General features: G+C 67.8%; 11 protein-coding genes. 6 read left to right on the top strand and 5 right to left on the bottom strand.

Annotated elements, in window-relative coordinates; translation table 11 throughout:
* Positions 1–13: 13 nt before the first annotated feature.
* Entirely contained in the window at positions 14–1,057 is a 1,044-nt protein-coding gene (locus JOE57_RS04620; protein ID WP_239578839.1) for a zinc-dependent alcohol dehydrogenase family protein, read from the bottom strand.
* A gap of 189 nt (positions 1,058–1,246) precedes the next feature.
* On the opposite strand from JOE57_RS04620, the gene JOE57_RS04615 reads away from it, so the two are divergent.
* The 3 genes from JOE57_RS04615 to JOE57_RS04605 all read left to right on the top strand — a co-directional run bounded on the left by JOE57_RS04615 (position 1,247) and on the right by JOE57_RS04605 (position 4,082).
* Positions 1,247–1,522, top strand: coding sequence for a DUF3072 domain-containing protein (locus JOE57_RS04615; RefSeq protein ID WP_204916617.1), 276 nt, complete (start codon positions 1,247–1,249; stop codon positions 1,520–1,522).
* A gap of 45 nt (positions 1,523–1,567) precedes the next feature.
* Positions 1,568–1,987: a VOC family protein gene (locus JOE57_RS04610; RefSeq protein ID WP_204916616.1), complete on the top strand. Its 420-nt coding sequence runs from the start codon at positions 1,568–1,570 to the stop codon at positions 1,985–1,987.
* A 79-nt stretch (positions 1,988–2,066) separates the two neighbouring features.
* A complete protein-coding gene (locus tag JOE57_RS04605) occupies positions 2,067–4,082 on the top strand; it encodes a thioredoxin domain-containing protein (protein WP_204916615.1) in 2,016 nt (671 codons plus the stop codon).
* Here the strand turns inward: JOE57_RS04605 and trhA are convergent.
* Positions 4,067–4,759, bottom strand: coding sequence for a PAQR family membrane homeostasis protein TrhA (trhA, locus tag JOE57_RS04600; protein ID WP_239578838.1), 693 nt, complete (start codon positions 4,757–4,759; stop codon positions 4,067–4,069). The genes JOE57_RS04605 and trhA overlap by 16 nt on opposite strands.
* Before the next feature lie 552 nt (positions 4,760–5,311).
* Complete coding sequence (locus JOE57_RS04595; protein ID WP_204916613.1) at positions 5,312–6,388, bottom strand: ATP-dependent DNA ligase; 1,077 nt, start codon at positions 6,386–6,388, stop codon at positions 5,312–5,314.
* Between the two features lie 78 nt (positions 6,389–6,466).
* Here JOE57_RS04595 and JOE57_RS04590 point away from each other — a divergent pair, with 78 nt between their 5' ends.
* Positions 6,467–7,276: an isoprenyl transferase gene (locus JOE57_RS04590; protein ID WP_204916612.1), complete on the top strand. Its 810-nt coding sequence runs from the start codon at positions 6,467–6,469 to the stop codon at positions 7,274–7,276.
* An 85-nt stretch (positions 7,277–7,361) separates the two neighbouring features.
* Here the strand turns inward: JOE57_RS04590 and JOE57_RS04585 are convergent, their stop codons facing one another.
* Positions 7,362–8,708, bottom strand: coding sequence for a hypothetical protein (locus JOE57_RS04585; protein ID WP_204916611.1), 1,347 nt, complete (start codon positions 8,706–8,708; stop codon positions 7,362–7,364).
* Positions 8,709–9,015: 307 nt separating this feature from the next.
* On the opposite strand from JOE57_RS04585, the gene JOE57_RS04580 reads away from it, so the two are divergent.
* Together JOE57_RS04580 and JOE57_RS04575 are read left to right on the top strand one after the other, a co-directional pair.
* The gene (locus JOE57_RS04580; protein ID WP_420827667.1) at positions 9,016–10,392 is read left to right on the top strand and encodes a PhoH family protein; all 1,377 of its coding nucleotides are present in this window, start codon (positions 9,016–9,018) and stop codon (positions 10,390–10,392) included.
* Between the two features lie 76 nt (positions 10,393–10,468).
* The gene (locus JOE57_RS04575) at positions 10,469–11,191 is read left to right on the top strand and encodes an aggregation-promoting factor C-terminal-like domain-containing protein (RefSeq protein ID WP_204916609.1); all 723 of its coding nucleotides are present in this window, start codon (positions 10,469–10,471) and stop codon (positions 11,189–11,191) included.
* A gap of 209 nt (positions 11,192–11,400) precedes the next feature.
* Here JOE57_RS04575 and JOE57_RS04570 read toward each other — a convergent pair whose 3' ends face one another.
* Entirely contained in the window at positions 11,401–12,801 is a 1,401-nt protein-coding gene (locus JOE57_RS04570) for a class II fumarate hydratase (protein WP_204916608.1), read from the bottom strand.
* Positions 12,802–12,826: the final 25 nt, after the last annotated feature.

Here is a 12,826-nt window from a genome sequence, read left to right as displayed (position 1 = left end):
GAGGCGGGCCGGCTCAGCCTGCCTGGGTGGGGATCAGGCAGATCTTGCCGGCCTGCCCTCCGTCGGCCAGCCGGTACGCCTCGGCGGCCTGGTCGAGCCCGAACCGGTGCGTGACGATGGCGTCGGGGTGGATCTGCCACTGCGGCAGCAGCTCCAGCAGATCCTCCATATGCCTGAGCGAGGTCACCCACGACCCATACAGGGTGACCTGCTTGTGGATCAGCAGTGGCGAGACGTCGAAGGAGACACCGCCGCCCTCACCGACGAAGGCACACCGCCCCCAGGTGCGCAGGTGCTCCAAAGCGACGAGGCGACCGGCGCCACTTCCTGAGCAGTCGATGGCCGCGCTGAAGCCGTGCCGGCCGGCGAGCGAACTGAGCTCGCCAGCGACATCGGTCCCGGACAGGGCATGATCGACAACGCCAAGCTCGACCGCCAGCGCCGCCCGCTCCGCTGACAGGTCGGTGCCGACGACCGTACGAACGCCCATCGCCTTGGCCAGCATCCCGGCCGCCAGCCCGACCGGCCCGAGGCCGGTGATCAACAACTGGTCCCGGCCCGACACGTCGAGGCGGAGCAGACCCTCGTAGGCCGTGCCGAACCCGCAGGAGACCAGCGCCCCGTCCTCGTAGGTCAACTCGTCGGGAAGGATGAGGCAGGTCTCCTCCTCCGCCAGCAGATAGGGCGCGTGGCCCCCGTCGCGCTGCCAGCCGTAGGCTGCGCGGCTCTCGGACTCGCAGCCGATCATGTAGCCGTGCCGGCATTCCGCACACTGTCCACAGCCGGAGATGTGGTAGATCACGACGCGGTCGCCAACCGCACGCTCAGTGCACCCCGGCCCGACGGCGACGATCTGGCCGCACGGCTCGTGGCCGGCGATCACACCCTGGTAGGCCTCGGCGCCGCTGCCCAGGTGCTCGCGGTAGATGGCGCGGATGTCGCTGCCACAGATCGAGGATGCGCGCACCTCGACCAGCACCTGACCGAAGCCGGGTTCGGGGATGGGGACCTCGGCCCGCTCGACGACGCTGCCCCCCGGCAGCGTGATCCCGGTCATTGTCCTCACGATCATGTGCTCCGTTCCGTGGTCGATCTACAGCTGACGGCGCCCAGGTGACCGGCAGGCTGCCCTGAGCCTCACCCTAACGCGGGTTCCCGGTGGTCGGTCGGCTCGCCCGGCGTCATGCTGCACGCCGAGAGCGCGGGTGCGACCGAGACTGTCAGTCGCTGCCCCTAGTCTGTGGGGATGACCGAACCGAACAGCGAGCAGAACATCGACCACGACGCTGCCGACGCCCGCGCCGAGGAGTACATCGGCGCCACCGAATCCGGCGCTGACAACACCCTGGAAAAGGATCCGAGCGAGTGGGTGAGCGGCGACGACCCGATGACCGAGGCGCAGAAGAGCTATCTCGACACGCTGGCCCGGCAGGCGGGGGAGGAACTGCCGGCGTCGATGTCGAAGGCCGAGGCGTCCCAGCACATCGACCGGCTGCGGTCCGGGAACGGCCTCCAGAAGTAGCAGTCGTCGTCGCCGGCGATTGTGGGGTTAGAGGGGAGGAATCGGATGGAACAGCGCATCTCGTTGATCACGTTGGGGGTCCGCAACCTCGACCGGGCCCGCGGCTTCTATCAGGCTCTGGGATGGAAGGCGTCCGGCCCAGCGAGTGCGGATGTCGTCTTCTTCCAGGCCGGTGGCCTGGTGCTGGCCCTGTGGGACCGGACCCAGCTCGCCGAGGACTCCGCAGTGGTGGACACCGGTGGTTGGGGTGGCGTCACGCTGGCGCACAATGTCCGCTCGCCGGCCGAGGTCGACGAGGTGCTGGCTACCGCGACCGCAGCAGGGGGGACGCTCGGACGGGCCGGAGCGGAGACATTCTGGGGCGGGTACTCCGGGATCTTCCTCGACCCGGACGGGCATCCGTGGGAGGTGGCCCACAACCCGGACTGGACGCTCGCCGAAGACGGCTCCGTGCGGCTCGGATGACCGGTCCATCGCCAGGACGACCACCGTTGAGTCGCCCCAGAGAAGATCACCGTCCCGGACGAGCGGAAGGTTCCCGAGCATGAACCGACTGGAAAATGCGACCAGCCCGTACCTCCTGCAGCACAAGGACAACCCGGTCGACTGGCAGGAGTGGGGCGAGGAGGCGTTCGCTCGTGCGCGCGAGCTCAACCGCCCCATCCTGCTCTCGGTCGGCTACGCCGCCTGCCACTGGTGCCACGTGATGGCACACGAATCCTTCGAGGATGTCGACACCGCGGCCCAGGTCAACGCAGACTTCGTCCCCGTCAAGGTGGATCGCGAGGAGCGGCCCGACGTGGATGCGGTGTACATGCAGGCCACCCAGGCGATGACGGGCCAGGGCGGCTGGCCGATGACCGTCTTCCTCACTCCGCAGGGCAAACCCTTCTATGCCGGCACCTACTTCCCACCGATCCCGCATCACGGGTTGCCTTCGTTCCGGCAGGTGCTTGACGCCGTCGCCACCGCCTGGCGGGAACGGCCCGGGGAGGTGCTGGGCAGTGCCGAGCAGATCGTCGAGCAACTGGCACAGCGGCAGGTGGTGGCCGATGCCGCGACGCTCACCGCGGCGGACCTGACCGCGGCGCGGGACGAGCTGGCTCGGGGTTTCGACCCGATCAACGCCGGCTTCGGATCGGCGCCGAAGTTCCCGCCCTCGATGGTGTTGGAGGCACTGCTCCGGCTGGGTGACGAGGATTCGACGACTATGGCCGAGCAGGCCCTGACCGCGATGGCCAGGGGTGGCATCTATGACCAGCTCGGCGGTGGTTTCGCCCGCTACAGCGTCGACGCCCAGTGGGTGGTGCCGCACTTCGAGAAGATGCTCTACGACAACGCCCTGCTGCTCGGGGTGTACGCCCACTGGTGGCGACTGAGCGATAGCCCGTTGGCCGCCCGGGTTGTGCACGAGACGGTGGACTGGCTCGTCCGGGAGATGCGGACCGACCAGGGTGGGTTTGCCGCCAGCCTTGACGCCGACTCTCTCGACGCCGCCGGCAAGCTCAAAGAGGGAGCCTTCTACGCCTGGGACCGCGCTCAGCTGGTCGCAGAGCTGGGCGAGGAGGACGGTGGATGGGCGGCGGAGTGCTTCACCGTGACCGACGACGGCACCTTCGAGCACGGGCTCTCCACCCTGCAACTGCTGCATGAGGTCGACCCGCAGCGGCTGCAGGCGGTGCGGCAGCGGCTGTTCACCGCCCGCGAGCGCCGCTCACGACCCGGCCGTGACGACAAGGTCGTTGCGGCCTGGAACGGATGGCTGGTCGAGTCGCTCGTGCAGGCCGCGATGCTCTTCGACCGCTCCGACTGGCTGGCTGCGGCGGTTGGCGCAGCCGAGCTGCTGTGGCAGACGCACTGGGTGGACGGTCGGCTGCGGCGGACCTCGCGCGACGGCCGGGTCGGCGATGCCCCCGGAATCCTGGAGGACTACGCGGCCGTGGCGCAAGCCTTCGCCAGGGTCGGCATGGCCACGCTCGACCCGGCCTGGGTCGGGCGGGCGTCTGAGCTGCTGTCGGTGGTCGAGGAACAGTTCGCGGACGGCTCGGGTGGATACTTCGACACGGCGGCCGACGCCGAGGCGTTGTATGCGCGGCCGAAGGATCCCACCGACAATGCGACCCCGTCCGGTCTCAGCAGTGTGGTGCATGCCTTCGAGCTGATGGCCCAGCTCGGCGGCGACGACCGGCGCGCTGCGCTGGCTGAGGCGGCTGCGGCGACCAACGCGGCGCTGGTCCGCAGCGCCCCCCGGTTCGCGGGCTGGCTGTTCGCCGACGCCGTCAGCAGGACGCTCGCGCCCCCGGTGCAGGTGGCCATCGTCGGCGCTCCGGACGACCCGGCCACCGCCGAACTGCGGCGCGCCGCCTACCTGCACGCTCCTGCCGGATCGGTCATCGTCGCCGGGCTGCCCGACTCCGCGGGGTTCCCGTTGTTGGCCAACCGGACGACGGTCTCCGATCAGCCGACCGCGTACGTCTGCCGGCACTTCATCTGCCGGCTGCCCGTCACCGACCTCGACGCGTTGGTCGCCCAGCTGGAGCGGGGTCAGCCGGCTCGGTAGGTGACCAGCGAGATCGCGATGTAGTGCACCGTGAAGGCGGCGATCGTGCAGGCGTGGAAGATCTCGTGGAACCCGAACCAGGTCGGCCACGGGTCGGGCCGCTTGCGGCCGTAGACGACTGCGCCGACGGTGTAGAGCAGACCTCCGGCGCAGATCAGCAGCAGCACGGCGAGGCCCCCGTTGTCGTAGAAGGGCTTGAGCCAGCCGATGGCGGCCCAGCCCATCACCAGGTAGAGCAGCGTGTACAGCCAGCGTGGCGCGTGAAGCCAGAACAGCCGAAAGAGCAGCCCGGCGAAGGCGCCAGCCCAGACCAGGCTGAGCAGCAGCACGCGCGAGCCGTCGCTCAGCATCATCAGCGCGAACGGTGTATAGGTCGCGGCGATGAAGACGAAGATGTTGGCATGGTCCATCCGCCGGAGGATCGCCTCGGCTCTGCTGCTCCAGTGAAACCGGTGGTAGAGGCCGCTGGTGCCGAACAGCAGCAGTGATGCGACCAGGAAGACGGCTCCCCCGACCTTGCCCAGTGTGGTCGGGGCGAGCACCACCAGGACGATGCCAGCGACCAGTGCCAGCGGTGTCATTGCTGCGTGCAACCAGCCGCGGAGCCGGGGCTTGACCTGCCGGATGACCGCGTCCAGCTCGTCATGGTCGGGCTCGTGGTCCTCGAGGCGTGCCATGCTTCGCATTCTTCTCCCTCGGACGCTGCGGGGAAACCCAGACTTGACTCACCGTAGGTTACGGTTCCGTAGGTTGAGCGTACCGGCTGGAGTCGGCAGAGCGAATCAGCTGCCGGCGTGTTCCTCCTCACGGCGCGATATCGCCCCCGGCTCCGCGCCCCGGCCGTACCTTCTGATCAATCGGTGTCCGCGCGGCGACCGTTCCATTTTCTGCTTAGGCTCGGTCAGCGACCAGGCTCCCTCTTGTGGCCGGGTCCTTCCGAAAACTCGACACAAGTCGAGAATTGGATGCTTCAAGGCACCAGAGCTGGGGGAACCGAAAAGTCATCAGAACGCGAGTTTTCCGTCCGTACAGGGTGGATAGAGGGAAGAGTTCCGCAAAGTCGCGTTGTGAGGACTTCTGTCAGGAATGAGCCCAATTCCCCGCAATAGTCGCGTTCTGATGAGAATTCCACGCGGAAAGCCGCCTCAGCCCGCACAAAACTCGCGTTCTGATGAGTTTTTCCGCAGGGGGACCGGAGACGCCCGCCGCCACCAGCAGCCCGCCCCAGATCAGCGGGCCTGAGGGGCGAGGACCTCCCCAAGGTCGAACTTCACCGGTTCGTCCAGCTGCTCGTACGTGCACGAACGGGGATCGCGGTCGGGGCGCCAGCGGGAGAACTGCGCGGTATGCCGGAACCGCACCCCCTCCATGTGCTCGTAGCGCACCTCGACCACGAGGTCGGGGCTGAGGGGGGTGAAGGACAGGTCCTTTCCGCCGGTCCAGCGGCTGCCTTCGGAGTTGCGGGGTGTACGGGTTCCCTCCTCCTGCTTGGCCCAGGCCCACGGGTGGTCGTCGAAGGTGGTCACCAGCGGCTGCAACTCGGTGAACAGCTCCTTGCGCCGGGCATCGGCGAAGGCCCCGATGACGCCGACGCTGACCAGCGTGCCGTCGTCGTCGTACAGCCCGAGCAGCAGGGAGCCGATCTTGTCGGGGCCGCTCTTGTGTACCCGGTAGCCGGCCACCACGCAGTCGGCGGTCCGCTCGTGCTTGATCTTGATCATGGTTCGCTTGCCCGGTTGGTAGGTACCGGCCAGCGGCTTGGCGACGACACCGTCGAGCCCGGCTCCCTCGAACTGCTCGAACCACTCCTCGGCCACGTTGTTGTCGAGGGTCGCGGGAGTCAGGTGCACCGGCCCCATCGACGAACCCAGCAGCTCCACCAGCGTGGCCCGTCGTTCGGCGAACGGCCGGCCGGTCAGGTCGGTGTCGTCCAGCGCCAGCAGGTCGAAGGCGACGAACCGAGCCGGCGTCTGCTTGGAGAGCATGGTGACCCTGCTGTTCGCCGGGTGGATGCGCTGTTGCAGCCCATCGAAGTCCAACCGGTCCCCGGACGGGCCGACCAGGATGATCTCGCCGTCGACCACGCACCTCGGCGGCAGCTGCGCCTTGAACGCCTCCACCAGCTCCGGGAAATAGCGGGTCATCGGCCGTTCGTTGCGGCTGCCGATCTCGACCTCGTCGCCGTCGCGGAAGATGATCGATCGGAACCCGTCCCACTTGGGCTCGAAGCTGTAGTCGCCCTTGGGGATCGCCTTGGCCGACTTGGACAACATCGGGGACACCGGGGGCATGATCGGAAGCTGCATGTGGCCATTCTTGCCGACCGGGTCGAACAACGTGTCCCCTCCGACTGTCCTGCGGCCACCCGGCGTACGCTGCAACTCATGGCAAGACTCGACCGGTTCCGCGAGTTCGTTGATCGCCTGCACCCGTCGGGCCTGCTGTATGCCACCTATGAGCACCGGCTCACTGCCGAGCTCGACCGGAGCCGGCTGCCTCAGCACGTCGCCGTCCTGGCTGACGGGAATCGCCGCTGGGCGCGCGCCAACGCACCCGGCAAGCCGCTGGTTGCGGGCTACCAGGCCGGTGCCGACAAGCTGAAGGAGTTCGTCGACTGGTGCGACGAGTTCGGCATCCGGCTGGTGACCTTGTGGGTGCTGTCGACGGACAACTTCACCCGCAGCACGGAGGAGGAGATCGGGCCGCTGCTGGAGGTGATCGAGACGATGGTCGCCGACCTGGCCAGGACCCGGAGGTTCAGGGTGCATCCGGTCGGTGCGCTCGACCTGCTGCCGCCGGAGACGGCCGAACGGCTACGCGCCGCGGAACGCGAGACCGCCGACATCGACGGCATGCTGGTGAACATCGCCGTGTCCTATGGCGGTCGGCACGAGCTGCGGGACGCGGTACGGTCGCTGCTGGCCGAGCACGCCGCGAACGGCAGCTCGATCGAGGAGTTGGCCCAGACGCTGGACATCGAGCACATCGCCCAGCACCTCTACACCAAGGGACAGCCGGACCCGGATCTGATCATCAGGACCTCCGGCGAGCAGCGGCTCAGCGGCTTCCTGATGTGGCAGTCGGCGCACAGCGAGTTCTACTTCTGCGAGGCTCTCTGGCCGGACTTCCGGAAGGTGGACTTCATCCGGGCGCTTCGGGCGTACGGGCAACGGGAACGTCGCTACGGCGCCTGAAGGCCGGAGTCGCTGTCGCGGAAGGCCACCTTCAGCATCTTCAGCACCTCGAACGTGTCCGGATCGATCGAGCCGTCCTCATACATCATCGGCGTGATCGACATCGCCGTCCTGGTGACCGCAGCCGCGGCGATGTCGCCGAGGACCTGCTCCGGGCTGCGCACCAGCATGATCGTCGTGTCCGGCTCATGCACGCCCCAGTCCTGGTTGAGCATGTAGTGGGCATGCCCGCGGACGCCGCTGTGCGGCCGGTCAGGTAGACGCCGTCCGGTCCGACCACGGTCCCGCCTTCAACTCCGCCGTCGTAGTCCTCGCCTGAGCGGTAGTCCTGGAAACTCGTCAGGGTCGGGCCAACCCAGCTGTTGTAGGAGACGATCCGCTGCGGGTTCCCGGTCCGGGCGGCGGTCAGCAACCGTTCGAAGTCCGTCGGGTAGTAGTAGGCGCCGTCGTCGAACCAGAACCCGTCCAGCAGCTCGCCGAAGTGCTCACCGATCCAGCTGATGATCTTCATCCAGTTCCGCTCGAAGATCGACTTGTCACCGACCCCCGTCTCCCGGTAGCCGGCCGGAAAGCACTGCTTCTCCCACCAGGCAGGGTCCTCGTCGTGGCCGTTGTGGTAGTACAGCAGGAACCGGATGCCCTGGGTCTTGAGGGCCCGGGCCAGGGTCAGGATGAGGTCGATGCGGCTGGTGTTGTCGCCATGCCCCAGGATGCGGTCGATCACCGGATTCGGTCCCTGGACCTCAAAGCTCGCCCAGGTATAGGACCACATGACATAGCCGGCCCCGCTGGCGAGCACCATCGCCACGAACCGCTCGACGTCGAAGTCGCGGCACTGGTCCTCGATCGACTTCCTCTCCCCGGTCGGCGGGTACGACCAGCCGCCGTACTGGAAGAACAGGCCGTACCGGGCGTCCGTCAGCCACTGACTGTCGACCTTGGCTGCCCTGACCCGGCGAAGATACTCCTCCCTGGTCGCGGTCGGCAGCAGCTCGAGCGACTTGACCGGGACGTCGGCGGTGCTGGTCGCGTTCCGGGTGAGCCGCAGCGTCGACGTTCCTTGCGGCAGGAGCAGCGAGCCCAACGTGAGCCGATCCCAGCCGTAGCCGTGGCTGATGGCGGCCACCGCCCGACCGGTGGTCAGGTTGGTCAGGGTGAACGCAGTGTCCTCCGCAGTCGATACCAGCAGCGTGGCCTCGAAGTGAGCCGCCTCATCGCTGTCCACCCTCCACTCCAGGTAGTCGCTGTCCAGGTTGAAGTTCTCGACCCAGTAGTAGGGGTCGGGCTGGTGGCGAGCGACCCGCAACGAGTCTGGGCGTCGGCTCGCCCCGGCGGTCAGGACCGCGGGGCCACAGTCGTCGGCGACGAGTCGCGTCGGCTCGGAAGCCGACCAGCGCTGGCCCTGGGGCCGGGCGCTCTCCTGGTGGGTCACGATGGGACATCCCTTCGGCGTCGCTGCATGGTCCACAATCATCACGAAGGTCGGATCGATGTCCAAGAAGGGGAGCGGTACGCGGCCGAGGTGACAGGCCCGTGACGATTCCATGACATGCGGCGTGGCTCCCGATGTGGTGCGCGGAACCGACGTACTTTCTCAGTACGGGCCGTGGGGAAGCGGACCGTACGGGAGGACATCAGATGCGCCGTCCGGCTCCATCGAGCTTGGCACGCGGGCCCGCACCGGGCCCAGACCCATCCCGGCCAGCCACCTAACCAGTGGGGCCGGGCACTCTGCGGGTGTGCGGCCTCCAGAAGGACAGATTGTGTCTATGAGTGTCAGCTCAACACCCCGGCAGTCCGTGTCTGCGCGGCCCGCACCCGAACCAGCCCGGATGACCTACGTCATCGACACTTCGGTGCTGCTCAGCGATCCTCATGCGCTACGCCGGTTCGCCGAGCACGATGTCGTGCTTCCGCTCGTCGTCGTGACCGAGCTGGAGGCAAAACGGCACCACGCCGAGCTGGGGTATTTCGCCCGGAGTGCGCTACGCCACCTCGACGACCTGCGGATCAGGTTCGGCCGGCTCGATGCGCCAGTGCCGGTCAACGACGACGGCGGCACCGTGCACGTCGAGCTCAACCACACCGACCCGAACGTACTGCCGGCCGGGTTTCGACTGGGCGACAACGACTCGCGGATCCTGGCGGTGGCGCTGAACTATGCAGCCGAGGGCCGGGCGGTGACCCTGGTGTCGAAGGATCTGCCGATGCGGGTCAAGGCGTCGGCGGTCGGACTGCCTGCCGAGGAATACCGGGCCGAGCTGGCGCCTGAGTCGGGCTGGACCGGAATGGCCGAGGTCGAGGTCGGTACCGACGTACTGGACCGGCTCTACGACGAGGGGACCGTCGACCTGGACGAGGCGCGCGACCTGCCCTGCCACACCGGAGTAGTGCTGCTCGCGGGCTCGGGCTCGGCCCTTGCCCGGGTGACCCCGCAGAAGGAGCTGAAGCTGATCAGGGCAGAACGCGACGCGTTCGGCCTCCACGGCCGGTCGGCTGAGCAGCGAGTCGCGCTGGACCTGCTGCTCGACCCGTCGGTGGGCATCGTCTCCTTGGGTGGCCGGGCCGGGACCGGAAAGTCGGCGCTGGCTCTCTGCGCAGGGCTGGAGGCGGTGCTCGAACGGCGCCAGCACTCCAAGGTCGTGGTCTTCCGCCCGCTCTATGCCGTCGGCGGACAGGAGCTCGGCTATCTGCCTGGCAGCGAGGGGGACAAGATGGCGCCATGGGCGCAGGCCGTCTTCGACACCCTCGGCGCGGTCACGTCGAAGGTGGTCATCGAGGAGGTTCTCGATCGAGGCCTGCTCGAGGTGCTGCCGCTGACCCATATCCGTGGAAGGTCGCTGCACGATGCGTTCGTCATCGTGGACGAGGCGCAGTCGCTGGAGCGCAACGTCCTGCTGACGGTGCTGAGCCGGATCGGTCAGGACTCCCGCGTGGTGCTGACGCACGACGTGGCTCAGCGCGACAACCTCCGGGTCGGCCGGCACGACGGTGTGGTTGCCGTGGTGGAGAAGCTCAAGGGTCATCCGCTGTTCGCACACGTCACCCTGCACCGGTCCGAGCGGTCGCCGATCGCGGCCCTGGTTACCGAGATGCTGGAGGATGTTCCGCTTTAGCGCACAATGAGACCAGCGGCAATAGTGGTCTGGCTCCGATTTCAAATCGTTACCTTTTCTGTGGCAGGGTGTGCGAGTGCGCCGCCTCACCCAACACGCCCTTGTCGCCCTCGCCGTCTCCGCCCTGGGTGGCGGAGTCGTCGCCAGCAGCCTGAGCGCTTCGTCGGCTGCGGACCAGAGTGCCAGTGTCGTGGCGCCAGCCGTCGGCTCCGCCAGCACGGAGGCGGCGCCGCTGGGCCAGGGTCGGTCGGACCATGCTCAGCTGGACCGGGACTGGTCCCAGCGGGCAGGTCGAGACACCCGTTCGGCGGAACGTGGCGTTTTGACCACGAAGGCGAAGGAGGCTGCGGCCAAGCGCGCCAAGGCTTTGGCGCGGCAGCGCAGCGATATCAAGGAGCGCGGCAAGGCCATCGAGAAAGAGCGTGCGGCCGAGCGGAAGCGCAAGGCGGTGGAGCGTCGCCGCAAGGCCGCCGCACAGGGCTACGCCCTTGGTACCACAGACCCGCGAGAAATCGCCCGCCAGATCATGCGCAACAAGTTCTCCTGGGGAGCTGGCGAGTTCTCCTGCTACGACAGCCTGATCAAGTCAGAGAGCAACTGGAACATCCACGCCACCAACTCGAGCTCCGGCGCGTACGGCATCCCGCAGGCACTTCCGGGCAACAAGATGGCGAGCGTCGCCTCCGACTGGCAGACCAACCCGGCCACCCAGATCCGCTGGGGCCTGCAGTACGTCCGCTCGGTGTACGGCACCCCGTGCAGCGCCTGGTCCTTCAAGCAGGGTCATCACTGGTACTGAGTCCAACCCGCACGTGTCCTGAGCCCGTCGAAGGGCCACCGGGCCACACGTGCCCTGAGCCCGTCGAAGGGCGGTATGAGCGCCCTTCGGCAAGCTGAGAGCATGTGCGGCACAGCGCCCTGAGCCTGTCGAAGGGCCCAACCGCGCCACCCGTGTGCTGAGCCTGTCGAAGGGCGGGTCCTGAGCCTGTCGAAGGGTCGGGCGCTGCGCTACTGCGGCCGGCGCGTCATCGCCAGCACATCGAGGGCCTCGTCGAGCTGCTCCTCGGTGAGCTTCCCATCCGCAACGAAGCCGCTCTCGATGACGACTTCGCGGATGGTTCGCTCCTCCTTAAGCGCTCGTTTGGCGACGGCTGCGGCGTTCTCGTACCCGATGTATCTGTTCAGCGGGGTGACGATGGAGGGCGACGACTCGGCTAACGTGCGGCAGCGCTCGGTGTTGGCCTCGATGCCGTCGACGCAACGGTCCGCGAGCAACCTGCTGACGTTGGCCAGCAACCGGATCGACTCCAGCACGTTGCGGGCGATCAGCGGCAGCATGACGTTCAGCTCGAAGTTGCCCGAGGCCCCGGCGAACGTCACCGCGGCGTCGTTGCCGATCACCTGGGCGCAGACCATGGTGGTCGCTTCAGCGAGCACCGGGTTGACCTTGCCAGGCATGATCGATGAGCCGGGCTGCAGATCGGGCAGGGCGATCTCACCCAGCCCGGCTCGTGGACCGGAGCCCATCCAGCGGAGGTCGTTGGCGATCTTGGTCAGGCTGACCGCGATGGTCCGCAGCGCACCCGACGCCTCCACCAGACCGTCTCGGGCACCCTGCGCCTCGAAGTGGTCTCTGGCCTCGGTCAGCGGGAGACCCGTCTCGTCGGCAATGGTGCTGATCACTGACGCCGCGAACCCCGCCGGGGTGTTGATGCCGGTCCCCACCGCGGTGCCGCCGAGTGGCAGCTCCGCCACCCGGGGCAGTGCGGACTCGATCCGTTCGATGCCGTACCGGATCTGCGCCGCGTAGCCACCGAACTCCTGGCCGAGGGTGACCGGGGTGGCGTCCATCAGGTGGGTGCGGCCGCTCTTCACCACCTCGGCGAACTCGTCTGCCTTGGCGCCGAGTGATCGTTCGAGATGCCGCAGCGCCGGGATCAGCGTATGGACCAGGCCGTCGGTGGAGGCGATATGGATCGCGCTGGGGAACACATCGTTGCTGGACTGTGAGGCGTTCACATGGTCGTTCGGGTGCACCTTGTCGCCGAGGATCCGGCTCGCCAGGGTGCCGATCACCTCGTTGGCGTTCATATTGCTCGACGTACCCGAGCCGGTCTGGAAGACGTCGATGGGGAACTCGCTATCGTGATCACCTGCCGCGACTTCGCGCGCGGCCTGGACGATGGCTGCCGCCCGCTCCGACGAGACGACTCCGAGTCTGGCATTGGTCTGCGCCGCCGCCCCCTTGATCCGGGCCAGCGCGGCGATCAGGGCAGGCTCGATGGGTGTGCCCGAGATGGGAAAGTTCTCCACCGCCCGCTGGGTCTGCGCCTGCCAGAGCGCCTGAGCGGGCACCCGCACCTCGCCCATGGTGTCGTGCTCGATCCGGAAGTCATCGCCGTGAGTCATGGGGCCATTCTCGCCCTTTCCGGGC

Origin of the sequence: Microlunatus panaciterrae, assembly GCF_016907535.1 — a bacterium.
Lineage (GTDB): Bacteria > Actinomycetota > Actinomycetes > Propionibacteriales > Propionibacteriaceae > Microlunatus > Microlunatus panaciterrae.
This window is presented reverse-complemented; position numbering and strand designations above follow the sequence as displayed.